Below are 24,965 nucleotides of genomic sequence, written 5' to 3'. Positions count from 1 at the left end.
AGTCAGAGGTGATACCTACAAAGACTAAGGGTCAAAATTTTTAAATCATTAATTATGAACGACCAGTCTATACGCCTTTAAACTAAAGGAAAAGGCATATATTAACACCTACCTCTTTAGTGGTACTGGGGTAAATTGATGCTCATTTCGCCCTATTGTATAGCGTAAAAATATGGCTTTTAATCCAGACATAGCTTGAATTTGCAGCATTATTTGAAAGATATTTCAGTGCTGCATTCTTATTAACCAAGGAGTCTGGCGTGAGTCACTTTTTAGACAGATTGCAGTTTTTTAAACGTAAAGAAGAATCGTTTTCGGATGGTCATGGCGTAACAACCGAAGAAAATAGAGATTGGGAAGATGGTTACCGCCGTCGCTGGCAGCACGATAAAATCGTTCGCTCTACACACGGTGTAAACTGCACTGGCTCATGTAGCTGGAAAATCTATGTTAAAGATGGTCTAGTGACTTGGGAAACACAGCAAACTGATTACCCACGCACCCGCCCAGATCTGCCGAATCATGAGCCTAGAGGCTGTCCTCGTGGGGCAAGTTACTCTTGGTACATTTACAGTGCTAACCGCCTCAAGCATCCAAAGATTCGTAAGCGCTTGGTTAAGTTATGGCGCGCGGCAAAGCTAGAACATAAAGACCCTGTGCTCGCATGGGGCTCGATTGTTGAAAACCCAGAAAAAGCGAAAGAATATAAGCAGCAGCGTGGGCTAGGTGGCTTTGTGCGCGCGAACTGGTCTGAAGTCAATGAGATCATAGCGGCCAGTAACGTGTATACGGCCAAAACCTATGGACCTGACCGTATTACTGGCTTCTCACCTATTCCTGCCATGTCGATGGTTTCTTATGCGGCGGGCGCTCGGTATTTATCTCTCATTGGCGGCAACTGCCTAAGTTTTTATGATTGGTATTGTGACCTTCCGCCAGCTTCACCACAAATTTGGGGTGAGCAAACTGACGTGCCTGAATCGGCCGATTGGTATAACTCTAACTATATTATTTGCTGGGGCTCAAACGTACCTCAAACACGTACGCCAGACGCACATTTTTTAACTGAAGTTCGCTATAAAGGCACTAAAGTCATCGGCATTACGCCAGATTACTCTGAGGTGGCCAAGCTTACCGATCAGTGGCTAGCGCCGAAGCAAGGAACAGACGCCGCATTAGCCATGGCCTTTGGTCATGTCATTTTAAAAGAATTCCACCTAGAGAATCCGTCTAAGTATTTCACCGACTACGTAAAACGCTACACTGATTTCCCTGTGTTGGTCATGTTAGAAAAGGCTGAAGATGGTTCTTTACATCAAAGCCGTTTCTTACGCGCTTCTGACCTTAACGGGAATCTCGGCCAAGAAAACAACCCAGAGTGGAAAACTATTTCGATTAACGACAAAGATGGCGAGCTTGTCTCTCCAACGGGTTCGGTTGGCTATCGCTGGGGCGAAAAAGGCAAATGGAACATTACGCAGACCGATGGTAAGTCAGGTGATGAGCTTGATTTACGCGTCAGTTTAAAAGGCTCTCACGACGAATTAGTTGAGGTTGGCTTCCCATATTTTGGTGGCGCTGAGCATGAATTCGGCTACTTCCAAAACACCGAGCATGACGATATTTTGGTGCGTAAAGTACCCGCCAAAAAGCTCACCCTTGCTGATGGTACAGAGGCCTATGTCGCCACAGTGTTTGACTTAACCATTGCAAACTACGGCGTTGATAATGGCTATGACGACCCGAACGTTGCCTCAAGCTACGATCAAGACATTCCTTATACTCCTGCTTGGCAAGAGCAAATCACTGGCGTACCACGCTCAGAGGTGATTAAAATTGCTCGTGAATTTGCCGACAATGCTAACAAAACCCGTGGTCGTTCTATGATCATTGTGGGTGCGGGTATGAACCATTGGTATCACATGGACATGAACTACCGTGGCCTCATCAACATGCTAATGATGTGTGGTTGTGTTGGCCAAAGTGGCGGCGGATGGGCGCACTACGTGGGTCAAGAAAAGCTACGTCCACAAACAGGCTGGCAACCCCTTGCATTTGGCTTAGATTGGCAACGTCCACCACGTCATATGAACGGTACATCGTTCTTCTATAACCACTCCAGTCAATGGCGTTATGAAAAGCTAGAAATGACCGAAGTTGTTTCTCCACTTGCTGATAAGAGCAAATGGTCTGGTTCTATTATCGATTTCAATACGCGCGCCGAGCGCATGGGTTGGTTACCGTCTGCACCACAACTTAATATGAACCCCTTACAGCTTTGTAAAGATGCAGCAGCTGCAGGACAATCACCTCAAGAGTATGCAGTAGAGCGCTTGAAGTCAGGAGAATTAGACTTCGCTTGCATGGAGCCTGAAAACCCTAAAAACTTCCCTCGTAATATGTTTATTTGGCGCTCCAATTTACTTGGCTCATCGGGTAAGGGTCATGAATACATGCTGCGTCACTTGCTGGGCACCAAGCACGGTTTGCTTGGTAAAGACCTAGGCGAAGAAGGCGGTAAAATGCCAGAAGACGTTAAGTTCGAACAGCAAGCTGCCGAAGGTAAAGTCGACTTATTGGTCACGCTTGATTTTAGAATGTCTACCACATGTTTGTATTCAGACATCGTTCTACCTACCGCAACATGGTATGAAAAAGATGATTTAAATACCTCAGACATGCACCCGTTCATTCACCCTTTAAGTGCGGCCGTTGACCCTGTTTGGGAATCTCGCTCTGACTGGGAAATCTTTAAGGGCGTCGCCAAAGCATTTTCAAAAATGGCAGAAGGGCATTTAGGTGTTGAGAAAGATTTAGTCACTGTGCCTATTTTGCATGATACGCCTGCGGAGATAGCCCAACCATTTGGTGTAAAAGCTTGGTGGAAAGGTGAGTGTGATCTCATTCCTGGTAAAACAGCCCCTAACATGGTGGTCGTTGAGCGTGATTATCCTAATACTTATGCCCGTTTTACTTCTATTGGTCCGGCCCTAGAAAAGTTAGGTAATGGCGGCAAGGGCATCAGTTGGAATACCGAAAAAGAGGTGGAGTTCTTAGGTGAGCTAAATCATAAGCATTTAGAAGAGGGTGTGAATAAAGGACGGCCGAAGCTAGAGTCGGCAATTGATGCCGCAGAAATGATTTTATCACTGGCGCCTGAAACCAATGGACAAGTCGCCGTGAAGGCATGGGCAGCGTTGAGCGAGTTTACAGGGCGCGATCATACCCATTTAGCGAAACCGAAAGAAGAAGAGAAAATTCGTTTCAGAGACGTTCAGGCTCAGCCGCGTAAGATCATCAGCTCCCCCACATGGTCAGGGCTTGAAGATGAACATGTATCTTACAATGCAGGCTACACCAATGTGCATGAATACATTCCTTGGAGAACGGTGACCGGTCGTCAGCAGTTCTATCAAGATCATGAGTGGATGCGCGACTTTGGTGAAACCATGTGTGTATACAAGCCACCCATTAATTTAAAAACTGTTAAGCCCATTATGAATAAGGACTCAAACGGCAATAAAGAAATTGCACTTAACTTCTTAACACCACACCAAAAGTGGGGTATTCACAGCACCTATTCAGACAACTTGCTGATGCTGACACTGTCACGCGGTGGTCCTGTTGTGTGGATGTCGGAGGTTGATGCTGCAAGAGCTGACATCGTGGATAACGATTGGATTGAGGTGTTCAATATTAACGGTGCCATTGCGGCAAGAGCCATTGTGTCTCAGCGCGTGCCAGAGGGGGTGAGCATGATGTACCACGCACAAGAACGTATTGTAAACGTGCCTGGCTCAGAGCTTACTAAAACACGCGGAGGGATTCACAACTCAGTGACTAGATGCGTCATGAAGCCCACGCACATGATTGGCGGCTATGCGCAACAATCCTACGGATTTAATTACTACGGAACCGTTGGCTGTAACCGCGATGAGTTTGTCATTGTGCGCAAAATGGCGAAAGTTGATTGGCTTGATGATGATAGCGTCGACCAAAGCAAAGAAGAATTTAACAGTGTTGTTAACAACAATAAGGTAGAGGGCTAATCATGAAAGTTAGAGCTCAAATCGGCATGGTGCTAAACCTTGATAAATGTATCGGTTGTCACACGTGCTCAGTTACTTGTAAGAATGTTTGGACCTCACGCGAAGGTGTTGAATACGCCTGGTTTAACAACGTAGAGACTAAGCCTGGTATTGGTTATCCCAAAGAGTGGGAGAATCAAGAGAAGTGGAATGGCGGATGGAAGCGTCATGCCAATGGAAAGCTAACGCCAAAACAAGGCGGTAAGCTGCGCATACTCGCAAATATTTTTGCCAATCCAGATTTACCTGGCATAGACGATTACTACGAACCGTTTGATTTTGATTATCAGCATCTGCACAAAGCGGGTGAGAGTAAACACCAACCGGTAGCCCGTCCACGCTCGTTGATCACCGGTCAACGTATGGAAAAAATTGAATGGGGACCAAACTGGGAGGAGATTCTTGGTACTGAGTTCTCAAAACGTCGGGCCGACAGCAACTTTAACCAAATGCAGGCTGATATGTATGGCGAGTTTGAAAAAACTTTCATGATGTATCTACCGCGTTTATGTGAGCATTGCATTAATCCAGCTTGTGTAGCCTCTTGTCCCTCAGGCGCTATTTATAAGCGTGAGGAAGACGGCATTGTCTTGATTGATCAAGATAAATGTCGCGGTTGGAGAATGTGTGTAAGCGGCTGCCCTTACAAAAAAATCTACTATAACTGGAAAACCGGTAAGTCTGAAAAATGTATTTTCTGCTATCCGCGTATTGAAGCGGGTCAACCGACCATTTGCTCAGAAACCTGCGTAGGCCGAATTCGCTACTTAGGCGTCATGCTATATGACGCAGATCGCGTACAAGAAGCGGCATCAGTTGCAAACGACAAAGACCTATATCAAGCGCAGTGTGACATTTTCCTTGACCCATTTGATGAAAGTGTTCAAGAAGCAGCTCGCAAAGAGGGTATTCCTGACGCGTGGCTAAAATCGGCGCAAGAGTCACCGGTATACAAAATGGCAATGGATTGGAAGGTTGCATTACCTTTGCACCCAGAATATAGAACATTACCAATGGTTTGGTATGTGCCGCCTCTAAGCCCTATTCAAAATGCAGTAGCTGCAAATAAGGTACCCATGAATGGTGTGTTCCCTGACCTGAAATCATTGCGTATTCCAATGAAATATTTGGCGAACATGCTTACCGCTGGTGACGAAGCACCCGTAGAGAAAGCATTAGAGCGCATGATGGCAATGCGTATATTTAAACGCTCACAACAAGTCGATGGCGAATTGAACCTAGAAGCCTTAAACCAAGTGGGTTTGACCGAAGCGCAAGTTGAAGAAATGTATCGCTATATGGCATTGGCCAATTACGAAGACCGCTTTGTGATCCCAACCAGCCATAAAGCCTACGCAGAAGATGCTTATGATATGAAGTCTGGTTGTGGCTTTACTTTCGGCAATGGCTGCAGCGGCGGCGACAGTGAAGCGGACTTGTTTGGCGGTAAAAAACAAACAGTACGCCAAGTTATTCCAGTAGAGGTGCGTGACTAATGAAAATTTTAAGCCTTATTTCAAGACTCATCGATTATCCAAGCGACGAGCTATATGCTCACGCTGAGGATGTAAGTGATTATATTGCGGGTAATGAAGACCTTGCAGAGTCTGATAAAACAGCCTTGCAAGCTTTTGTGGCTCAGCGCTTTGGCGATAGCTTACTCGATTGGCAATCGGATTATGACGGTTTATTTGAGCGAGGGCGTTCGCTGTCTTTACTCATTTATGAGCATATTCATGGCGAATCCCGCGACCGAGGTCAAGCTATGGTCGACTTGCTGGAGCAATATAAAGCTGCAGGCCTTGATATTGGCGTGCGTGAACTGCCTGATTATATTCCATTATTTTTAGAGTTTGTCAGCACCCAAGGTAATGAAAATGCAAAAGGATGGTTGCAAGACATTGGGCCGGTACTAGCTTTACTCACCGTTAGGCTTGAAAAGCGACAGTGTAATTACAGCAGCTTGTTTCAGGCTCTAGTGAACTTGTCTGAAGTAGACATCGATCTAGATGCTTTGCGCGAGCAAGTGAAAGAAGAAAAACGCGATGACACCAAAAAAGCCCTCGACAAAGTGTGGGAAGAGGAAGCCGTTACTTTTGGCGGTGATGCTACAAATGGTGGTTGTCCAACCAATACGTCTAAGCCTTCTGAATCTCAACGACGTGATCAAGATGTGCCTATTCAATTTATAGATGCTGCTAACAACATACGCAGCGAAGAAAGTGTAAGGGGTTAGTCATGCATATCATAGACACAATATTTTTTGGGATTTATCCATATTTAGCAACGGCTATTTTCTTTTTGGGTAGTCTTATTCGATATGATCGCGAGCAATATACTTGGAAGACAGGCTCCAGCCAGATGCTTAGTAGCAAAAACTTTCGCATAGCCAGCGTGCTTTTTCATGTTGGTATAATCGCTATCTTGGGTGGTCATTTCGCTGGGTTAGTTTTGCCTTGGGAAATTTGGCATGCGCTGGGAATTAGCATGGCCACTAAGCAGATCATCGCTATGGGCGTGGGTGGTTTCTTCGGTGTTCTATGCTTTATTGGCTTAAGCATGTTGGTATACAGACGATTGTTCGACCCTAGAATAAGAGCGAACAGCAGCCTCATGGATACTGGTATTTTACTCTTGATTTACCTGCAGCTAATTATTGGTATGTTCACCATTGTTATCTCTACTGGTCATATGGATGGTTCAGTTATGTATAACCTAATGAGCTGGTCGCGTTATACCTTAACTTTTAGACCTGCTGAGGCTGTAGAATATATCTCCTCGGTACACTGGTTATATAAGATGCACGTAACGCTAGGCATAACTTTGTTTGTGTTATTCCCATTCAGCCGCTTAGTACATATTTGGAGTGTACCAGTGCAGTATGTACTTAGAAGCTACCAAGTAGTGAGACAGCGTTAAGCTACCAACGATCGCTCATCGCTGAGCGAGGAGGCAGGGATTCCCGCAATGTGGCAAGGATGCCAAGTTTTATCCAACACATAGTAAGAGCAAGCACTCCAGTAAATTATGAGATTTTGTACCCGTAAATAGGATTAAAGAATGTCACTTACCAATACCCCAGAAATTACAGTGAACGGCAGTCGGATTTTAGCCTCTGCTATTGACACTGAAGTACAGTATCACCCAGCCGAAACTCGCAGGGAGGCCATGGTTCAAGCTGCTCAATCATTAATTATCGCTGAGGTGATTGCTCAAAAAATACGAGACATGGGCCTTAATGAAAGGGCAGACCGAGCCTCTTTAGAAGCCAACCCAGAGCTTATAGACCAATTATTCGCTATAGAGATTGATATTCCAGAAGCCACAGCAAAGGAGTGTGAGCGGTACTTTAAGGCAAATCCAGAGCAGTTCACGTCGTCACCACTTGTTGAAGCCAATCATATATTGCTAGCAGCAGATCCGAAAGATCTCGAGCATCGTGCAGAAACGCTTAGCGTGGCCGAAATTATAATTGAACAGCTAAAATCCAGGGAGATTAGCTTCGCGGAAGCTGCTAAAAAGTACTCTGTTTGTCCCTCAAAGGACCAAGGTGGCAATTTGGGACAATTATCTAACGGTCAAACGGTAAGCGAATTTGAAAGGCAGGTTTTCGCAGCAGACATTGGCTTGATGACAGTGCCCGTTGAGTCACGTTTTGGCTATCATGTCGTTGAAGTGATTAGAAAGGTTGATGGAAAGCCTTTAACATATGATTTAGTTGAAGATAGAATTAAGAAATACTTAAATGACAAAGTACATAGAAAAGCAATTTCTCAGTATTTGCATCGCCTGATTGCCGAAGCAGAAATAAGTGGTTTTGAGTTTAATTACGATGAGTCAAGGGTGATGCAGTAAGTCTGCATGTACGTGATAAAAGTATCTAGTTTGAGCGAACTGTTTTGAAGTGCGCTCGCTTGTGGGCATGTGATATGCCTGTGCAAGTAACTATTTGTCTGTATATGTGAAAGTATCGGCACAAATAAACCCACTGGTAAGTTAGCTCTCTGGATTTGAATGCAGAGCAAGCCTTGAATTGTGTACGCAGCCATTGGTAAGTCGAGAGTATGGACTGCGTGTTGGATATGACGTTCAGAAAAAACAAGTCAACGAACCGTAAAGGACACGGGTTTTGGTCTACAATATCATGCGAAAAATAGCCATGGCCTTATTTAAAAAAGGCGAAACAAAAACAGCGAGTATGAAAGGTAGAAGAAAAACGGCTGCGCTAGATGACGATTATCGCTCAACCCTTTTAGAATCTGAGATTAAAACGTGCTAACCGTGATCCTGTCCCTGTTATCAACATGAAAAACCTTCCAATGTGGGAGGAGACCATATACGAGGTTAGTTATTGCCATTAAGAGGTGTGTCAGGTTACTCCATTGTGGGTAGAAGCTTATAGAGCAGTGGGTTACTAGACGTATAAAACACCGAGCCATGCTCTCAACATGCCGTTTCTTTTTAGCTTTAAGATAGGTTATTTCTTGCTTTTATAAGAAAGCGCCATTAAGATAGTAATTAATTACTATCTTAATGTGGGTCTTATGATCAAATACTCTAAAAACCTGCCAGCAGATGAACGACGTGCTGTTACAGTGCAAGTGGTTGTCGAGTTGGCCGCTGAACGTAATCCAAGTGATATTACAACTGCCGCTATTGCAAAGCGAATGGGGCTGACTCAAGGCGCTTTGTTCCGACATTTTCCAACCAAAGAAGCCATCCTAGAATCGGTTACGACTTGGATCGCCAATCGACTGCTGACTAAGATTGACGAAGCTGCCACACAAGCCAGCACACCCATGGCAGCTATAGAAGCAATGTTTATGGCACATATTAAATTCGTTTCCGAACATCCTGGTGTGCCAAGAATTCTATTTGGTGAGCTTCAACGTCCCGGTGATACGTTACCGAAGAAAATGGTACAGACACTGCTCCGCCAATATAAGGAGCGGTTGCAACGGCTATTGGATGCAGGTATTTCTGCGGAAGAATTGAACCCTAACTTAGACATAAGCGCCGCTGCTGCATTATTCATTGGTTCCATTCAGGGCTTAGTTATGCAGACATTAATTTCGGGGGACACTGCACATATTGTTAAAGCTGGCCCTGGTGTGTTCGCTATTTACTGCCGGGGTATTGGGAGAACGGTATGAAGTTTCCTAGCCTACAACGTCGCACTATCGGACTGATCGTAGCGATAGTACCGTTGCTGCTGCTGTTTATTTTTGTGGTTATGCGTTCAGGGCCTCTAGCGCCGATAAAAGTGACTGTTGCTACCGTGCGCTCGCAATCCATCGCGCCCGAATTGTTTGGTATTGGCACGATTCAGGCGCGTTATACCTTTAAAGTGGGGCCTACATTTGCGGGAAAACTTAAGCGGTTGGAAGTACAAGTGGGCGACGTAGTTGAATCAGGCCAAGTTATCGGCGAAATGGATGCTGTGGATATGGATGAGCGGATCAGCGCTCAACAAGCCGCGATTAATAGTGCGGTAGCTGCAATAACGCAGGCCGAAGCCAAGCAGATTCATGCTCAAACACAAGCAACACGCTATAACCAGCTGTCGCTGGTTAATGGTACCAGTGAAGAAATGGTGTCAGCCAAACGGCAGGAACTGGCGATCGCCAATGCAGGATTAGTAGTGGCCAAACAGGATCTACGTCGTCTGCAAGCTGAGCGCGAAGCTTTAATGGCTCAAAAAGGCTATCTACTTCTAGTGGCACCGGTGCACGGGCTCGTTACAAAGCGAGACGTCGAGCCCGGCTCTACAGCAGTCGCTGGTCAGGCTGTTATTGAAATTATTGACCCTGACAGCATATGGGTGAATACCAGATTTGACCAAATTACCGCGGAAGGTTTAGCCGCAGACTTGCCGGCAACCATTATCCTGCGTTCACGAGCATCGGTATCGGTCATCGGGTATGTATTCAGAACTGAGCCGTTGGCAGATCCAGTAACGGAGGAAACTCTGGCCAAAGTAGCTTTCAAATCGACACCTGTTCCTCTGCCCCCGTTAGGTGAATTGGCTGAAGTAACAGTGCAGTTACCAGAATTGGCTGCAGCACCTACCATTCCTAATGCGGCTATTCGGACACTAAATAATCAGCGTGGCGTGTGGAAACTTGTAGCGGGAAAGATAAGATTTGTTTCTCTTAAGTTCGGACGCTCAGACCTAGCTGGTAATGTACAGGTAATCGAGGGCTTGAATACCGGTGAACAGATTATTGTTTACAGTGAGAAAATGCTGACGGCAAACAGTAGGCTCAAAGTCGTAGAACATCTGACGAAGGCGACGCCATGATCAACCTTGCAGGGCGTGACATTCTTCATGCATGGGGGAAGTTTGTTTTTACTGGTATTGGGCTAGGGCTTCTGATCGGGGTTACGCTAACCATGGCAGGCGTTTATCGTGGCATGGTTAATGATGGCAAAGTGCTTCTCGACAATAGTGGCGCAGATCTTTGGGTTGTTCAAAAAGATACTTTAGGTCCTTATGCCGAGTCTTCCAGTGTTCCGGATGACCTTTGGCGCAGTATTCGTAGCATGCCGGGTGTAGCACAAACAGCTAATGTCACCTATCTTACCATGCAGGTTCGTCAAGCAGAAAAAGACGTCAGAGCGATGGTAGTTGGCATTAGTGGAGGCGAGTCAGGTAAACCGGGCTGGCCACCCCAGCTGGTTGCTGGCCGTCAGATCAACCGTAGTCACTACGAAGCAGTGGCTGATATTGCAACAGGGTTTCAGCTCGGCGACCGTCTTAACATTCGCAGAAATCAACACACTGTTGTGGGATTAACCCGTCGTATGGTGTCATCCAGTGGGGATCCGATGATTTTCATCCCGCTAAAGGACGCTCAAGCTGCCCAATTTATCAAAGATAACGACGCGTTGCTTAGTCAACGGCGGCGCACTTCCACCAATCCTGCTTTTAATCGCCCTGGCATGTCCGATTTACTTGATGCGGTTATTGCCACCCAAACCAGCAACAATGCTGTAAATGCTGTACTTGTGCGGATTCAGCCCGGGCTTTTGCCTGCAGATGTTGCCGAACCTATCCGCAGATGGAAACGATTGACCGTTTATGATCGGCCACAAATGGAGTCAATTCTGATTGGAAAACTAATTGCTACTTCAGCTAAGCAGATCGGCATGTTTCTAGTTATTCTGGCGTTGGTCAGCGCCGCCATTGTGGCGTTCATCATCTACACATTAACGATGGACAAGATCCGTGAAATTGCCGTTCTGAAACTTATTGGTACTCGAAACATTACCATCGCGGGAATGATTTTGCAGCAGTCGCTTGTACTTGGATTAATTGGGTTTGTAGTGGGTAAGATCAGCGCCACCTTTGCTGCGCCGTTGTTTCCGAAATACGTGTTATTAATGCCCCTCGATGCGATGTTGGGGTTCATAGCGGTTATTATCATTTGTCTGCTGTCGAGCCTTGTCTCAATTCGCATGGCACTTCAGGTTGACCCAGCAGAAGCGATAGGAGGTTAAAATGGCAGATCAGGGGATCCACATCGAAGGCCTCTCTAAACTATATGGCGTAGGTCATAATACTATAATGGCGCTAAAAGACGTCAATATGCATGTAGCACCAGGAGAGGTTGTTGGTTTGATCGGGCCATCAGGTTCAGGTAAGAGTACCCTGTTAAAATGCCTTGGCGCGGTGATAGCTCCGACGGCAGGTCGAATGAGTTTAGGGAATAAAGTTATTTTTGATAACGGTTGGAAGGTCCGGGATTTACGGGCGCTGCGCCGTGATAAGATTGGTTTTGTATTCCAAGCGCCTTATCTCATCCCATTTCTTGATGTTATCGACAACGTAGCATTGTTGCCCATGCTGGCAGGCGTGGCAAATAGTGAAGCTCGTCACCGATCCCTTGAACTGCTGACTGCGCTCGATGTTCAGCACCGGGCAACGGCGATGCCGTCGCAATTGTCAGGTGGTGAACAGCAGCGTGTGGCAATTGCGCGGGGGTTGGTTAATCATCCACCAGTTATTTTAGCCGACGAGCCTACAGCACCATTGGACTCAGTCAGGGCAATGGCTGTGATCCGTATTCTTAATGACATGGCAAAACGTTTCGAGACTGCGATAATTGTGGTTACTCATGACGAAAAAATCATCCCAACCTTCAAGCGTATTTACCATATTCGAGATGGCGTAACGCACGAGGAGCAGGGAGAGGGCCGAAGTACTTAATTCTCCTCTTTCAACATTGCAAGGTTTTTCATGTTGATAACAGGAACAGGATTGCTGCCATATATACGATTTTTAATTAGCCTTAAGGCTCTAACCTTGATGTGAATCGCGTATATTGTCCTTATCAGCTCGTCAGTTTTGGTGACTGCTGTGGTATCAGGTTTTCACTAAATTATTTATCTAACAACTAAGTGCATCATCTTTCTTTTGAGGTCTAAATACAACTGCCTTGGCGCCCCGCATAAGTAAGCATCTCAAGTAACTATTTCCTCGTTTACTGATCCCTAGTAATTTGTCTTTTCCAACACCGCTGTATGGTTTGGGAACCAATTCTAACGATGCTGATACATCATGCCCTTTATAATAAGAACTGTCATTGCCCACTCATTAACATAAGCGCTCGCCACCATCGGGCCTAGATCTGGTATACTTTGTAGTCGGTGACAGACTTCATTTGCCTTTACTGAAACCTTTATGAAAATTCCCTTTTTTTCATTTATGTTTTTTATCATGCTCTTGGCTTGGATCATGTTAGCCTTGTCATTACATTGAAAGGTCAACATACGGGCAGATTTGCTTTTTATCTATATAGCTATTGTGGTTCAACTAATATTGGTCGCCACCTCTAAAACTTCTTTTGACACAGAGGCGAACCGTGGCTTTTAATAAGGCGCTTATGCCGCTGCATTACTGGCAGTTAGTGTAGCGTTAGACTGGGGCACTTAGGAAATATCATGCAAAAGAAAGAACATTGGGAAACGGTTTACTCTACAAAAGCGCCTGATTCTGTAAGTTGGTTTCAGGAGCAAGCAGAAACATCCTTAAATTTTATAAAAAATTTAAACTTAGAAAAAAGCGCCCCAATTATTGATGTAGGTGGCGGAGCCTCAACACTCGTAGATGACCTGCTTATAAATGGTTACTCTCGTTTATATGTTCTTGACCTTTCGGGCGCAGCTCTTGAAACTACTAAAAAGCGAATTGGCTCTAATTCGGTAAGCGTTGAATGGTTTGAAGCTGATGTAACGGAAGTACAATTCCCTAAGCATCAATTTGAAGTGTGGCATGATCGTGCAGTTTTACATTTTTTAATAAATCCAGAAGAGCGCTCCGCTTATATCAAAAATGTAATGCATTCCGTTAAGCCAAATGGCCACATTATTATTTCTACATTCGCAGAAGACGGCCCAACTCAATGCAGCGGTTTGCCCGTTATGCGCTATTCTACTGAAGCTTTGTATGCTGAATTTGGTGAGAACTTCTTACTTAAAGAGCAATTAAAAGAAATTCATAATACGCCTTTCGGTACAACGCAAAAATTTGTGTTTTGTCACTTTGTAAAAAAAGACTAACAATGCGTTGCAGCATCAGTTGCTTCGCAGAGGAGTAATTTACACCACTTTAACCATACCTACCTTTGGGGTTTTTCCCATAATTCCGCAGGTACAAAATGAATGATTTAATCAATCAAGTCATCACTGAAATACAGTATAGAGTGTACTCTTCTAATACGAAACAATCTTACACTGTCACCTCATATGCATGGCCAAGTTCTTTGGCCGTCCGATAGATGAAGTGAGCTGTGACGAGCTTAAGACCTACTTTCAACATCCGTCAGTCCGTCGACTTTCTTATGCCAGCATAGCGCCGCAAATTAACAGCTTGGCGTTTCTGTATAAACACGTCCTCAAGCAGCCATTGGCATTAGATGTGGCTGTGCCATGGCGCAAAATATAGCCGCCTGACTTTTATAACGAAGCCAAGTCGCCACTTTAAAAAGGTATTGCCAAACCTTGCGCATTAAAATAATGACGATTCTTTGATGTGGCTGTGATTTACGGCTAAGTGAGCTGACGCATATCAAGGTAAGGCATATTTATGGAAAGCCTTTCAATGCTTTTTCAACAGGAGGTCGCGCGTTGCTAGCAGAACGAAGAGCCGATAAAAAGCATTGAGCTTGTAAGTGAACATGTTCCTGACGTCGTTTTAATGGATTTAAAATTTAATACTAAAATTGACGGTGTTGAGGCGACGCGTCGAATACGCGAAGTAAGCCCAAACACAAAAGTATTAGTGGTTGCTTCCTATCGTCAGGACGAATATGTAAAACCTCATATACTCGGTAAGAGTTTTATTCATAAAATCTTTCGTTAATTATGCTACTTTGTAACGCAAAATCTAGGGCGCTAATGTAATTACGACAAAGTCGCTCGGTAATTAGAACGACAGTTTCCCTAGGTAATCACACTAATACAAGTAGGCTGCAGAAATGTCTTCGACTTACCTGTATTGGTGTTAACAGACTTACCATCTCAGCGAAGTTCAGTATATTGCGTTTTCCCTATAATCATGTTTTCAACATAACTCGCTGACACTGAACCTCTATTGCGGCATGGTAAATCGTAGGTTCATCACAAGTCTGCGTTTGCTCCCATGTAACTGACATAGTCTGGGGACGTTTATCGCTTATTTTAAGCCCTCTAAGTAGCCCCAAACGAAAGGAGTCATCGAGAGGGCCATTAGCTAATTTGCAAGCTACGTTCGAATCAGAACTGTCAGTAGCTATAACAAAATAGTGATCATCATCATTCCAGAACAACAATCCTCGCTCGGCCATGTCGCATAATTCGAAGTACTCTTCACAGCCACTGGTTTGTGCCTTATAGAAGAAATCCGCCAAGTTGAGTAATTTTCCCGATATCTCATCAATGCGCGAGTTTTGACGAGCCGCATCAATAATGGCGTGGCAATGGTTCATATATTCAGCAATTTTTTTTGCATCCCAAGCTGCTGGGATTGCAGTCATGTTGCTGATTAGATCTGCTAATTTTATGCTGAGCGCACCGCCTGATAATGTTCTCACCTTAACTATCGCCGCCGCTTTACGTGATGCAAAGCTGGCCGTCTTATCATCCGTAAGGCTTTGTACTATCGAGCATACTTCACCGCCAAATTGAGCTTCGATTTCCGCGGCAGTAAGTGCAGTATCCTCTAACGTGTCGTGAAGCAGACCGGCAATCAAGACTTTCTCATCTTGGACGCCTGCATATTCTAATAAAAGATAGACTTCTTTAAGGTGTAATGTGTAGCTAGAGCCATCATATTTTCGTGTTTGATGTCCATGCGCTTGTGCTGCAAGGTTGAATGCGCCAGTGATCTTTAAATTCATAAATACTCCAATTGAAAAGGTCGTTTGTTGATTGTCATGGCTTAGCAAGCCATATTGATGAAACGCTGAAAGCTACCGTCAGTCTTTTTTGTAAGATGGTTACCCGTAATTTTTATGAGGCCTTGTTTAAAGAAGGCTGTGTAGTGGCGGGTGTAGGCAGTGCCCTCTCAAAGGCCGCGACTTGCCCAGCCAATTTGGCATTCTCAATAAGCAGCTTCGCATTCTGCTCAGCTAAATCCTTCAGCTCAGTCTGCATATCTTTTGCATCATCTTCGAGCTTTTTAATAGAAACATCCACATTGGTTTCGTAGTCTTTGTAAAAGGCCATTTGTTGGTTGTGCTTAGACAGGTGATCATCCAAGCGCTTATCAAATAATGACTGACATCGCTGAAAGGCGCACACAACTAGACGCTCTAATTGAGTCTTTTGCTGAACAATAAGTTGCTCAGTGGCGTCGGCTATTTCACTCGGTAAATCTTCAAGCAACATCTGATGCTCATCAGTGCTAATTGCTCCAATTTGTTTCGCTTGATGCTTATTCCACACATCGCGTATGCGGATTAATCCGCCTCTAAAGCCAAGTTGCGCGCGGATCGCTCCAGGGTTCGGCATTTTTCCCTTTTCCTCGAGCGCTAATCCAGCCTCTATAATGTCCTTTTCTTTGATTTCAGGATGTCTTGCCATTTGTTCTATTCCTTATGTTGCATTAATTGAATTTGTTTCATTAATTCAATTAATTTATTTAATTCATTGATATCAGGCTGCACTCATGCGGTCATAGAGTTGCAGGAGTCTGGCTATCCGCGATTTAGGCTTAAAACCATAACGAGCACCGGGCGTTGCACATGTCCAAACATGTCTTAAGTGATTGGCAAACCCAGCGTGATGCTTAGAAAGCTCGCTCAACGCTGCGGCACAAAGCTCGAGGGTAAGATCATTGTGGTCAACTAACGAACCAACTGATGTTCGGCTCAACTTTGGTGTCAGGGTCTGAGTTTTGCCAATGTCATGGAGTAATGCTGCGACAATTGCTAGATCACGATTATCATCTGATTCAGTTCTTTCATTCGCTAATTGACGAGCGATTTCAACAGAGTGCTCTAACAATCCACCCGCATAATTGTGATGATGGTTGAGGCTCGCCGGACACTGTATAAAACGAAGCCCAACATCTGGTTGTAATAGCGCTTTAGTTAAAAACGATACTAGGAGTGGGTGCTTAATACTTCTTGCCAGCGTATACATATCCATCAGAGCATCGGGTTTAGCGCAGCGAGCGGAGGGCAATTGGGATAAGTAGGTAAAACTGCCTATTGGTTGCGAGCAAGGTTGTATTAGCTTGCATCGAAAGTAGGGCAACACTCCACGCGTATCAACCTGTGCTTCAATATGCACTAACGACTCAGGTTGAATGCGGCCAATAACACAGCTTTGGTCTCTACAATAAAGGGTAAGTGAGCCTGAAACGTCTGATAGCGACACCTCCCAAAAAGGATTGCTTTGTTTATCAAGCTTTACCACAAACCTCGTTAAAAAATAGGTACCTTTGAATCTCATTTGATTGAATGCATAGGTCAATAAGGGCTGATGAACTAGATTTTCATTTGAAGTCACTAACACTTCCTCCCAGCACCTGTGAGAACATCTTGATGGCTACCGAGCCATCTTGGCGAGTCAAATTTGTGACATAGCGAGAGCAAACATGGAATACCATTTCAGTATTTGCGTACCCTATTTGATTATCAATCAATTCAGGCTCCTCATCTGTCGCTAACTAGAGCCTGTCGGCCGTATGGCTCGTCTGACAAGGATTGCGGTTTGCAAGCTCGGTGTGTCGCATCAGTGGATACCATAAGCTGCTGGCTAAATTTGCGCATATCCTGCTGAATGGCATCCCAGTCATACAAAATCTTACGGCCGCCGAATGGGCGAATGTAATGAACGCCTTCAATGAGGACAGAGTCTTTTAGTCGCTCACGGATGGAGCGGCTGTCGTACTTAATGCGTTTTGCTAATTCGGCGGTTGTTAAATACGTTTGATTCATACATAATCCCCAAGTAACTAAAAAGAGTGTTTTTGATTCTCTGGAGACACAATACATTAGTAGTGAGATACAAGTCAATATTTTTTTGTGTCTCACAAGACATAAATTGGTTCTTTAAAGTGATAAAATGTAACTTATCGACACTAATGGGTGCTAAACGACTTAAAATTTCTGACGTTGTTCGCGAAACAGGTATTAATCGGAGTACGGTCAACAGGCTTTATCATGAGACAACTACGCGAATTGATTACGAGACACTAGAAATTCTTTGTGATTATTTAGAGTGCAATATTGGTGATTTCTTGGAAATTGTGCGCGACCAAAAACGAGCGACGCAGCCATCACGTTCATGAGCTTTAAAGAGATGAAAACGATTCTGGAAGTCACTGACGGTGAGATAATACGAACCAATCAACTTAATTGTTGGTGTGCCTTGAAGGCGGACTCCTAGGATGGGAAACGCCATGCTGTATTCAAAGAAAATCTTGGGGCAAATTATACGAAATATGGAACCATATGTGCTCGGGAAGTTATTTCTTACAAGCTGTTCGCCAAGTCATGATACCAAAAGCAGACGGTAATTTTCGACCTTTAGGTATTTCAACGGTAGATGCCAGAGTGGCCCAAATGGCGGTGAAAATGCTTGTTGAGCTCTGCTTGAATATGTGTTTCCCTCTTCTTCATACGGTTATCGTCCAGCTCGCTCTGCGTATCAAGCAGTCGCGCAAGCAAAGTAACATTGTTGGCGATACGATTGAGTGTTGGATATCGATATGAAGGCTTTCTTCGACACGATAGATCATGATCTGATGATGAAAGCAGTGAATAAGCACGTTGGTGAACCTTCTTTATGTTCGCAGATGGTTGGAAGCACCGGTTCAAACTGAAGAGGGAAGATAGAAGTGTCGACAAAGAGCACGCCCTAGGGCGGCGTTATTTCACCGTTGTTAGCGAATCTTTTTTTGCACTATGCTTTTGATATATTGATAAATAAGCAGTTTCCAAATCTACCGTTTGAACGCTATGCAGATGATATTGTTTGCCATTGCCGGACAAAGATACAAGCGGAGCAATTACTTAATTCATTGAAGGAGCGTATGACATCGTGTCATCTTGACCTGCATCCAGTAAAAACCAAAATTGCGTATTGCAAAGATCGCAAACGACTAGGGTTTCGTTCCTACACTCGGTTCGATTTTCTTGGCTTCACCTTTCAAGCTCGTTCTGTTCAAGATAAGGTCGGGAATATTTTCTAGCTTTAATCCATCGGCAGGTAGACTGGTATTAAAGCGAATGTTTAAGACCCTGCGTAGTATGAATATCAACCAAGCGACTCGGCTGACGATTTATGATTTAGCGAAGAAACTAAACCCGGTTGTACGAGGCTTAGTGAGTTATTACGCGAAGTTCTATCCGCAAATCCTACACCGAGCGTTACTTAAAATTGACTTGCGTTTAGGGCGATGGGCACGGAAGGAGTGCAAACTTTTACGTGGTCATAAGCAGCAATTATGGAAATGGCTTAAGCGTATCCGATCTGATGACCCTGTGCTATTTGTGCATTGGGAATTTGTATATCTTAAAACGATTAGATAGGAAGAGCCGTATGAGCTGAGAGGTTCACGTACGGTTCTGCGAGAGCCTGAGGGGGAAGCTCCGTCGAGCTACTCGACCTTAATATGATTTTGTTCGGCAAATGTGAGCCATAAACTAGCAATATTGAGTGATTGGACGCGCCATTTCAACGGGATCGTGTTTGCATTGAATGCATAGTTGCGCCGGATTTGTGAAGTAACAATTAAATACTTTCAATAGCAATCCTTAACGGTATTACGCTAGGTTTTATTGGTTTCCTTCTGCCGAGATAGAATGTTTAACGCTGAAAATCAACTGTCCAAGTAGCATTCTTACGGCAATAATAAGCTGTATTCTGTAGTAGAAACGTAATGAAAATCGAGTCATCCTTTGTTACCCAATACGGTAACATTTGTAAGATTTATACCTGATAATACTTAGTGATTCGTATGGTTTTGCGATACTCCAACTTAACTCAAAGTTCATAAAGTGAGAGCTATTATTAAAGGCATAATCTTCTGCTTTCTGTCATTAAGTTAGCTCCTAAATACCGCAAGAGACGCTTCAATTCTGCAAGTTATTGGATTGATAAAATGTGATCATGGACACAAGTTCACTCACCAAAAATAGCCAAGCCTCTTTACTTTTTTAAGAGTAAATACTGACCTTTACATGTCGCCTGAATGCAAGAAATTGTAGAGCTTCATCGAAAAAAATACTAAATCAAAGAACACTGAAGTGGTGCTGGACTCAACCAACATGCAACATTATATCCACTTCTAAAGTGCACTATTTATGTTGAAGTTTTGAACAGCAGACATTGCTTAATGGATTTCTAAACTGATGAAATTACCATAACGTTAACTATCCTTAGTCTAATTTTGCTGCGTGTCCCTTGTCGATTGAATCGATTGGATGAAACCTTATCCAATTCTCCCGAAATACCTCGATAATAATAAACCCTAAAAATGGCTTTTAAAAGAACTACTGAGTGTTAGAGTATTTATTATCAAAATGCGAAATTCTTTCTTACCCCTTACTTTTATTGGTCTGCAATGCCGCTGATAAAAATAAATCTTCGTAAACGGAAATATTATGTCCTTGTGATAAGTTTATATGAGAGGGCTGTCAATGCATCATTGACGCGTTATGAGGAAGTAAGCAATGAATGGTGAACCAATACTTTACAGCATACCACGTGTAAAAAAACTGAACAGGCAATCTGTCGTAAAAGCATGTCCGCATAATACAAGAAAGATGAAGGTACCTAATGCAGACGGAACAAAACGTATTGAACAAATACCGGTTAAAGAAAATGGTAGCGTACCAACGTCATCTTACCTCACGCTCATCAAACAAAAGCTTAATCCATTATGCCTGTCGACTAAAAGAAAGAATGCCATTCTTGCAATTGAAGTACTTTTAACCGCGTCACCCAAATTCTTTTCTGAAGATAAACGTTACCGGTTCGATATTGATGACAATTGCGATAAAAATAAATTTGAAGAATGGAAAAGATTAACAGTCGACTGGGTGAGAAATAGATTTCAAGACACGATTATTGACATGTCCTTGCATTTAGACGAAAGCACGCCTCATATTCACGTTATTTTTGTGCCCTTAATAACAAAGCAAGTTCGTGTTCCTTGTGGGTATAAAAAAACTGAATTGAAAACAGAAGTTAGGTTGTGCGCTAGTGACCTTGTCAAACGAAAATGGCTATACAGCCTTCACGACGACTACAGTAAGTTACTGCAATGTTTGGGTCTTTCTAGAGGGGTAATTCATTCTCAGGCTAAACATAATGAAATAAAGGCAAATGGAATGTTGCAAATGGAGAATGAACGCCTGCGAGCAGAACGTGATTTGCTCGTCAAACAATGTGAGTCTTTGCGAGCTGAATTAAAAACAAAGCAAGAGCTAGCAACAAAAATTCTGCATCTTAAATCTGAAGCATCTTCTTATGAGCAAAAATCCACTGAAGCTCGCGCTAGTCTTGATAACTACAGCAGGGCTGTGTTCGACATGAAACATAAAATAGGAGCGCTATCGAGCTTGAAAAATCAAGGGCTCTCTGAACTTAAATTACAAAGGAAGTCTATCGCAGAAAGCGAATTTAAACTTGCTCAACTTTATAACGAGATCAACAGCCTCAAAAAGATTCGGGACGATGCACAAGTTGCTTCAAATGAATCTTTGAATACTATAAGAACACAGTTTGAATTAATTAATTCCGCTTCACGGAATGCGGTAAAATTGTTGTCGCTTGTCGATGGATTCTCAGAACTCCTTATTAAGGAGCAGTTAGCAAAGGATATATGTAAATCATTTGAAAATGTTCTTGCAGAGATGAAGGGTAACCTTGGAGTTTTTCTGGAACATAATAAATCTATCGATGTTGAAAGAAGTGTAAGTTTTGCCTCCTCAACACCAGGTACGAGAAAACCGAATAAGCTTCAGTCGGACAATGCTTTATATTCTTCGATGCCGCAAAAAAACTTGCGCTGACATCGTCGCATCGCCTGGCTCGAACTCCATCACGGTAGAGATCTTGCCTGGTTGGGCAGCGATGATGCTTTTAATATAACGGTTTACCGCCCAGTAACTGCCGGTGAAGCCGTGGTTATCGACCAAGGTCATCATATCTAATCAGGCATCATTTGACCAACGCAACTATGGATTTAAAAAGTTAAGCGATTTGTTCGCTGCAATCGATTTATTTCAAATGAAGCAAACAAAGGATAATGGCACATGGGTGCGTGATAAACGTAAAAAAAAAAGGGATAACGCTAGCACCTATGCTGAGTACAGATGACATTAATATTTGAAGTTGAGTAAACTGTGAGCTTACGGCAGCGTAGCACAACTTCCTGATATTTTTCTGATGTAATGGTGTTTTCACCAGTACAGGAAAGTACTATGAGTCCCGCTGACCAGCTATCATGTGCAATAGACGCCTTCAAGCAGTGGCGTGCCACCCGTAAAAAGTCGACACGTAAAACCCCAGAAGCATTGCAGCAGCAGGCCGTTGAATTGCTTATCCATTATTCCCGAAGCAGAGTATCCAGTGAATTGGGGCTAAGTGGCACCCAAATAAAGCATTGGCAAGGGATCGCAGGTGATCCGCCTGCATTTGTGGAGTTGCCCGTCTTGGATGACCTGCCAAGCGCTTTGCGTCTTGAGTTACGCCTGCCCAACGGCGCTTAATTATCGCTGTCTGGTCCGCTATCGCCCAGCATGATGGGCGAGCTTATTCGTGCCGCCAGCACATGATGTATTTAACCTCGCAGTCGCGCATATTGTTAGCCACAGAGCCGGCTGATTTTAGATGCGGCATTGATGGTTTTTCAGCGCGTTGCCGCCTGCATTTAGACGCTAATCCGCAGTCAGGTGAACTGTATGTGTTTATTAATCGAAATAAAACCATGATCCGCGCTCTACGTTTTGATGGCACCGGTTTTTGGTTGATGACCAAGCGCTTGTCGAAGGGCAAGTTTCGTCAGTGGCCAAGCCCCAAACACCCTAAATTGCATCGCGTTACTGCTGTGTATTTGCGTGCGCTTTTATCGGGGGATGACGCCACTTACATCAATACTATGCAATAAAGGCTTGCTATTGTGATCAATGGGATAATACTGCCAGCACATTCAACGTTATCCACACGCCTAGTCGCTAAGGCAGGCTATTCGTGGCTTGACGGCACTTTACTAACGACAATAGGAACTTCGTGAGCAGACCTTTTACCGACATCGACAGTGCAGGCTTAGAGGCCCTTATTCATCGCGTGAGCGAGGCCAAGGAGCATCAACTAGCGTTGAGCCCTGAGGACTGCCAATTGTTGCTAGATGCCTTAGTCACCTTGTCTAGTATGCAAGACCGTTTGGCCAATCATGATGTGACGGTGCATAAACTGCGAAAACTGTTGGGCATCGAAAAGTCCACTGAATCACACAGCAATGTGACGGGAAAGGTACGTAAAGGCGTTAAGCCTGCTCGCCAAAAACGGCGCAAAGCGCTGCCCAACGTCACACAAGTGAAACCCACCGTGGTGATGCACCCCATGACAGATATGGCTAAAGGCGATGATTGTCCAGAGTGTGAAGTCGGCAAAGTGTATAAAGCACCGCCAGGCAACTTACTGCGCATTAGTGGGCATAGCCCGTTTGTGCCCGAGCAGCATGTGATGGAGCGCCTGCGCTGTAATACTTGCGGGACGTACTTTACAGCGGCTTTACCTGACGCAGTATTGGCCGATGGTGAAGTGGGTCAAAAATACGGGTATTCGGCACGCGCCTTAATGGCTATCCACAAGTACTTCGCGGGCCTGCCGTATTATCGCCAAGGCAGTTTGCAACAATTACTGGGGGTGAGTATTAGTGCCTCGACATCATGTGACCAAACAGAATACGTGGCAGATGCCATTTACCCGGTGTATCAACACTTATTAACTCTCGCAGGCGATGCTAAGCACTATTATATGGACGACACCACGCATCGCATATTGGATGCCAAGCCGATTGAGAAAAAGGTAAGAAACAGCGATAAAACGCAACTGCGCTCTGGCGTGTATGCGTCAGGCATAATCGCTACGCTTGAAAATAATCACGATGTGGTGCTGTTTGATACCAGCATTGGCCATGCAGGTGAGTTCATCGATACAATACTTGCCTATCGCGGCGAAAACTCACCTGTCCCCATTATCATGAGCGACGCACTTGGCAGTAATAAGCCAACGGTATGTGCGTCAATACTTGCTTTATGCAACAGCCATGCAAGACGCCAGTTCGTCGATGTGATATCGCACTTCCCGCAAGAGGTGGAGTACGTATTAGAAAGGTATGAGGCAATATGGGTCAACGAGCATGAAATCATAGAACAATCGCTCAGCCCTAGACAAAGACTCGCCTACCATAAACAACACTCGCTGCCCGTGCTGGCAGAAATAAAACAGTGGGGGGAAACCAAGCTACATAGCGAGGAAGTCGAAGACAACAGCGCCTTAGGCAAAGCCGTACGCTACTTCATTAAACACTATGAAGGACTGAGCTGTTTCTGCCGAATAGAAAATGCAAAGCTAGACAATAACGCCATTGAAGCGATGCTGAAAATAGTCGTGCGAGACAGAAAAAACGCGATGTTCCTCCGCAATCAAACCGGGGCAACTATAGGCGATATCGTTACCTCACTGATTGCCACCGCGAGTGAAGCGCAAATCAATGTGTTCGAGTATTTTATACTGCTACAACAAGAAAAAGAGGCGGTTAAAGCCAACCCAGCCGACTACCTACCGTGGAATTACACTGAAAGTAGGTAAGCTACACACCCACAAAAACCCTTTGATGTAGGCCTAACGGCCTATGTCAATGCTATACTGCCGTATGCTCACAGTAAACTCTTAGTGGGAGAATTCAAAAGCTGTAGGGTCTGGTTCTGTACAGCAGTATAAATGTAAACTCGAAATATAATTAGGAAGCCACGTGTCGCTCTATCAACTTCTATACGCTATCAGTCAAGGCAAGCCGATAAATTTAGATTCCTTACACAAAGCATTGCCAAAAAATATCAAGGCGAATGATATTTTTGGCAGCAATGAGATGGTGGCGAAGAATAAATATATCCTGAATGTTATTGACCAAACAAAGTTTGATGTACTGCTGGCGCAAAGCAAGGCTCCTGTTACTCGCACAGAGGCAGCTAGTCATGTCTTGCAGTCAAGTCATTACATAGCTTGCGATTCCGCGTATATGCTGTGTTTTCCAGTGCCCGTGGATTGCCTCGAGGTGTTAGAGCGTGATGAGGCCATTGCAACAGGTAACAACAGCTCAACAAAAAATATTAAATCGTTTAATTCCAGAACGCTAATGCCCGTCGCTAGCGT

At 44.2% G+C, this 24,965-nt stretch carries 26 protein-coding genes and 1 pseudogene; 22 read left to right on the top strand and 5 right to left on the bottom strand.

Annotated features, from left to right (window positions below; translation table 11 throughout):
* Positions 1–260: 260 nt before the first annotated feature.
* From AB9H30_RS10620 to AB9H30_RS10580, 9 genes are all read left to right on the top strand, one after another.
* Positions 261–4,049 carry a nitrate reductase subunit alpha gene (locus AB9H30_RS10620; RefSeq protein ID WP_371194646.1) on the top strand — a complete coding sequence of 1,263 codons (3,789 nt, stop codon included), beginning with the start codon at positions 261–263 and terminating at the stop codon, positions 4,047–4,049.
* Between the two features lie 2 nt (positions 4,050–4,051).
* On the top strand, positions 4,052–5,584 hold the full coding sequence (gene narH, locus AB9H30_RS10615) for a nitrate reductase subunit beta (RefSeq protein WP_371194645.1): 1,533 nt from the start codon (positions 4,052–4,054) through the stop codon (positions 5,582–5,584).
* Positions 5,584–6,324: a nitrate reductase molybdenum cofactor assembly chaperone gene (gene narJ / locus AB9H30_RS10610; RefSeq protein WP_371194644.1), complete on the top strand. Its 741-nt coding sequence runs from the start codon at positions 5,584–5,586 to the stop codon at positions 6,322–6,324. The genes narH and narJ overlap by 1 nt, the downstream gene beginning before the upstream one ends.
* A gap of 2 nt (positions 6,325–6,326) precedes the next feature.
* Positions 6,327–7,007, top strand: a complete 681-nt coding sequence (gene narI, locus AB9H30_RS10605) for a respiratory nitrate reductase subunit gamma (protein ID WP_371194643.1) — start codon at positions 6,327–6,329, stop codon at positions 7,005–7,007.
* Positions 7,008–7,148: 141 nt separating this feature from the next.
* On the top strand, positions 7,149–7,943 hold the full coding sequence (locus AB9H30_RS10600) for a peptidylprolyl isomerase (protein ID WP_371194642.1): 795 nt from the start codon (positions 7,149–7,151) through the stop codon (positions 7,941–7,943).
* A 689-nt stretch (positions 7,944–8,632) separates the two neighbouring features.
* The gene (locus AB9H30_RS10595) at positions 8,633–9,241 is read left to right on the top strand and encodes a TetR/AcrR family transcriptional regulator (protein ID WP_371194641.1); all 609 of its coding nucleotides are present in this window, start codon (positions 8,633–8,635) and stop codon (positions 9,239–9,241) included.
* Complete coding sequence (locus AB9H30_RS10590; RefSeq protein ID WP_371194640.1) at positions 9,238–10,389, top strand: efflux RND transporter periplasmic adaptor subunit; 1,152 nt, start codon at positions 9,238–9,240, stop codon at positions 10,387–10,389. The genes AB9H30_RS10595 and AB9H30_RS10590 overlap by 4 nt, the downstream gene beginning before the upstream one ends.
* On the top strand, positions 10,386–11,588 hold the full coding sequence (locus AB9H30_RS10585; protein WP_371194639.1) for an ABC transporter permease: 1,203 nt from the start codon (positions 10,386–10,388) through the stop codon (positions 11,586–11,588). The genes AB9H30_RS10590 and AB9H30_RS10585 overlap by 4 nt, the downstream gene beginning before the upstream one ends.
* A gap of 1 nt (position 11,589) precedes the next feature.
* On the top strand, positions 11,590–12,297 hold the full coding sequence (locus tag AB9H30_RS10580) for an ABC transporter ATP-binding protein (RefSeq protein WP_371194638.1): 708 nt from the start codon (positions 11,590–11,592) through the stop codon (positions 12,295–12,297).
* Positions 12,298–12,477: 180 nt separating this feature from the next.
* On the opposite strand, the gene AB9H30_RS10575 is transcribed toward AB9H30_RS10580, so the two are convergent.
* Complete coding sequence (locus AB9H30_RS10575) at positions 12,478–12,681, bottom strand: transposase (protein WP_371194637.1); 204 nt, start codon at positions 12,679–12,681, stop codon at positions 12,478–12,480.
* Positions 12,682–13,031: 350 nt separating this feature from the next.
* Between AB9H30_RS10575 and AB9H30_RS10570 the strand changes: the two genes are divergently transcribed.
* The 3 genes from AB9H30_RS10570 (at position 13,032) to AB9H30_RS10560 (ending at position 14,451) form a co-directional block, all read left to right on the top strand.
* A complete protein-coding gene (locus AB9H30_RS10570) occupies positions 13,032–13,649 on the top strand; it encodes a class I SAM-dependent methyltransferase (RefSeq protein WP_371194636.1) in 618 nt (205 codons plus the stop codon).
* A 190-nt stretch (positions 13,650–13,839) separates the two neighbouring features.
* Positions 13,840–14,034 carry a phage integrase N-terminal SAM-like domain-containing protein gene (locus AB9H30_RS10565; RefSeq protein ID WP_371194635.1) on the top strand — a complete coding sequence of 65 codons (195 nt, stop codon included), beginning with the start codon at positions 13,840–13,842 and terminating at the stop codon, positions 14,032–14,034.
* Between the two features lie 204 nt (positions 14,035–14,238).
* The gene (locus tag AB9H30_RS10560) at positions 14,239–14,451 is read left to right on the top strand and encodes a response regulator (protein WP_371194754.1); all 213 of its coding nucleotides are present in this window, start codon (positions 14,239–14,241) and stop codon (positions 14,449–14,451) included.
* A 193-nt stretch (positions 14,452–14,644) separates the two neighbouring features.
* Here the strand turns inward: AB9H30_RS10560 and AB9H30_RS10555 are convergent, their stop codons facing one another.
* The 4 genes from AB9H30_RS10555 to AB9H30_RS10540 all read right to left on the bottom strand — a co-directional run bounded on the left by AB9H30_RS10555 (position 14,645) and on the right by AB9H30_RS10540 (position 17,512).
* Positions 14,645–15,466 carry an HD domain-containing protein gene (locus tag AB9H30_RS10555; RefSeq protein ID WP_371194634.1) on the bottom strand — a complete coding sequence of 274 codons (822 nt, stop codon included), beginning with the start codon at positions 15,464–15,466 and terminating at the stop codon, positions 14,645–14,647.
* A 112-nt stretch (positions 15,467–15,578) separates the two neighbouring features.
* Positions 15,579–16,151, bottom strand: a complete 573-nt coding sequence (locus AB9H30_RS10550) for a DNA-binding protein (RefSeq protein WP_371194633.1) — start codon at positions 16,149–16,151, stop codon at positions 15,579–15,581.
* Between the two features lie 72 nt (positions 16,152–16,223).
* The gene (locus AB9H30_RS10545; protein WP_371194632.1) at positions 16,224–17,081 is read right to left on the bottom strand and encodes an HD domain-containing protein; all 858 of its coding nucleotides are present in this window, start codon (positions 17,079–17,081) and stop codon (positions 16,224–16,226) included.
* Between the two features lie 146 nt (positions 17,082–17,227).
* Positions 17,228–17,512, bottom strand: a complete 285-nt coding sequence (locus tag AB9H30_RS10540) for a hypothetical protein (protein ID WP_371194631.1) — start codon at positions 17,510–17,512, stop codon at positions 17,228–17,230.
* Between the two features lie 26 nt (positions 17,513–17,538).
* Between AB9H30_RS10540 and AB9H30_RS10535 the strand changes: the two genes are divergently transcribed.
* The 10 genes and pseudogenes from AB9H30_RS10535 to AB9H30_RS10490 all read left to right on the top strand — a co-directional run.
* The gene (locus tag AB9H30_RS10535; protein WP_371194630.1) at positions 17,539–17,865 is read left to right on the top strand and encodes a helix-turn-helix domain-containing protein; all 327 of its coding nucleotides are present in this window, start codon (positions 17,539–17,541) and stop codon (positions 17,863–17,865) included.
* Positions 17,866–18,028: 163 nt separating this feature from the next.
* Positions 18,029–18,289 carry a hypothetical protein gene (locus AB9H30_RS10530; RefSeq protein ID WP_371194629.1) on the top strand — a complete coding sequence of 87 codons (261 nt, stop codon included), beginning with the start codon at positions 18,029–18,031 and terminating at the stop codon, positions 18,287–18,289.
* Between the two features lie 158 nt (positions 18,290–18,447).
* Positions 18,448–18,768, top strand: coding sequence for a reverse transcriptase domain-containing protein (locus AB9H30_RS10525; RefSeq protein ID WP_371194753.1), 321 nt, complete (start codon positions 18,448–18,450; stop codon positions 18,766–18,768).
* Positions 18,769–18,805: 37 nt separating this feature from the next.
* A complete protein-coding gene (locus AB9H30_RS10520; protein ID WP_371194628.1) occupies positions 18,806–19,108 on the top strand; it encodes a group II intron maturase-specific domain-containing protein in 303 nt (100 codons plus the stop codon).
* A 1,143-nt stretch (positions 19,109–20,251) separates the two neighbouring features.
* Positions 20,252–21,595, top strand: a complete 1,344-nt coding sequence (gene mobV / locus AB9H30_RS10515) for a MobV family relaxase (RefSeq protein WP_371194627.1) — start codon at positions 20,252–20,254, stop codon at positions 21,593–21,595.
* Between the two features lie 133 nt (positions 21,596–21,728).
* A pseudogene (locus AB9H30_RS10510) lies at positions 21,729–21,902 on the top strand (OST-HTH/LOTUS domain-containing protein); the annotation flags it as partial.
* A 104-nt stretch (positions 21,903–22,006) separates the two neighbouring features.
* Positions 22,007–22,294, top strand: a complete 288-nt coding sequence (locus AB9H30_RS10505) for a hypothetical protein (protein WP_371194626.1) — start codon at positions 22,007–22,009, stop codon at positions 22,292–22,294.
* Positions 22,295–22,356: 62 nt separating this feature from the next.
* The gene (gene tnpB / locus AB9H30_RS10500) at positions 22,357–22,692 is read left to right on the top strand and encodes an IS66 family insertion sequence element accessory protein TnpB (RefSeq protein ID WP_371194625.1); all 336 of its coding nucleotides are present in this window, start codon (positions 22,357–22,359) and stop codon (positions 22,690–22,692) included.
* Between the two features lie 122 nt (positions 22,693–22,814).
* Positions 22,815–24,401 (top strand): IS66 family transposase, encoded by a 1,587-nt coding sequence (locus AB9H30_RS10495; RefSeq protein ID WP_371194624.1) that lies wholly within the window; start codon positions 22,815–22,817, stop codon positions 24,399–24,401.
* A gap of 163 nt (positions 24,402–24,564) precedes the next feature.
* Positions 24,565–24,965 (top strand): hypothetical protein (locus AB9H30_RS10490; protein WP_371194623.1); only part of this gene is annotated, 401 nt, incomplete at its 3' end.

It is taken from the genome of Glaciecola sp. SC05, assembly GCF_041380235.1.
Classification (GTDB): Bacteria; Pseudomonadota; Gammaproteobacteria; order Enterobacterales; family Alteromonadaceae; genus Glaciecola.
Note: the sequence above shows the minus strand (reverse complement) of the source record. Positions and strands in the feature narration are given on the sequence as shown.

Bases quoted from the DNA above. Each gene is read 5' to 3' on its own strand.
- narH (WP_371194645.1), top strand. From the start codon at position 4,052: ATGAAAGTTAGAGCTCAAATCGGCATGGTGCTAAACCTTGATAAATGT.
- narJ (WP_371194644.1), top strand. From the start codon at position 5,584: ATGAAAATTTTAAGCCTTATTTCAAGACTCATCGATTATCCAAGCGAC.
- narI (WP_371194643.1), top strand. From the start codon at position 6,327: ATGCATATCATAGACACAATATTTTTTGGGATTTATCCATATTTAGCA.
- AB9H30_RS10600 (WP_371194642.1), top strand. From the start codon at position 7,149: ATGTCACTTACCAATACCCCAGAAATTACAGTGAACGGCAGTCGGATT.
- AB9H30_RS10595 (WP_371194641.1), top strand. From the start codon at position 8,633: ATGATCAAATACTCTAAAAACCTGCCAGCAGATGAACGACGTGCTGTT.
- AB9H30_RS10590 (WP_371194640.1), top strand. From the start codon at position 9,238: ATGAAGTTTCCTAGCCTACAACGTCGCACTATCGGACTGATCGTAGCG.
- AB9H30_RS10585 (WP_371194639.1), top strand. From the start codon at position 10,386: ATGATCAACCTTGCAGGGCGTGACATTCTTCATGCATGGGGGAAGTTT.
- AB9H30_RS10580 (WP_371194638.1), top strand. From the start codon at position 11,590: ATGGCAGATCAGGGGATCCACATCGAAGGCCTCTCTAAACTATATGGC.
- AB9H30_RS10570 (WP_371194636.1), top strand. From the start codon at position 13,032: ATGCAAAAGAAAGAACATTGGGAAACGGTTTACTCTACAAAAGCGCCT.
- AB9H30_RS10565 (WP_371194635.1), top strand. From the start codon at position 13,840: ATGGCCAAGTTCTTTGGCCGTCCGATAGATGAAGTGAGCTGTGACGAG.
- AB9H30_RS10555 (WP_371194634.1), bottom strand. From the start codon at position 15,466: ATGAATTTAAAGATCACTGGCGCATTCAACCTTGCAGCACAAGCGCAT.
- AB9H30_RS10550 (WP_371194633.1), bottom strand. From the start codon at position 16,151: ATGGCAAGACATCCTGAAATCAAAGAAAAGGACATTATAGAGGCTGGA.
- AB9H30_RS10540 (WP_371194631.1), bottom strand. From the start codon at position 17,512: ATGAATCAAACGTATTTAACAACCGCCGAATTAGCAAAACGCATTAAG.
- AB9H30_RS10530 (WP_371194629.1), top strand. From the start codon at position 18,029: ATGTGCTCGGGAAGTTATTTCTTACAAGCTGTTCGCCAAGTCATGATA.
- AB9H30_RS10520 (WP_371194628.1), top strand. From the start codon at position 18,806: ATGTTTAAGACCCTGCGTAGTATGAATATCAACCAAGCGACTCGGCTG.
- mobV (WP_371194627.1), top strand. From the start codon at position 20,252: ATGAATGGTGAACCAATACTTTACAGCATACCACGTGTAAAAAAACTG.
- AB9H30_RS10505 (WP_371194626.1), top strand. From the start codon at position 22,007: ATGAGTCCCGCTGACCAGCTATCATGTGCAATAGACGCCTTCAAGCAG.
- tnpB (WP_371194625.1), top strand. From the start codon at position 22,357: ATGATGTATTTAACCTCGCAGTCGCGCATATTGTTAGCCACAGAGCCG.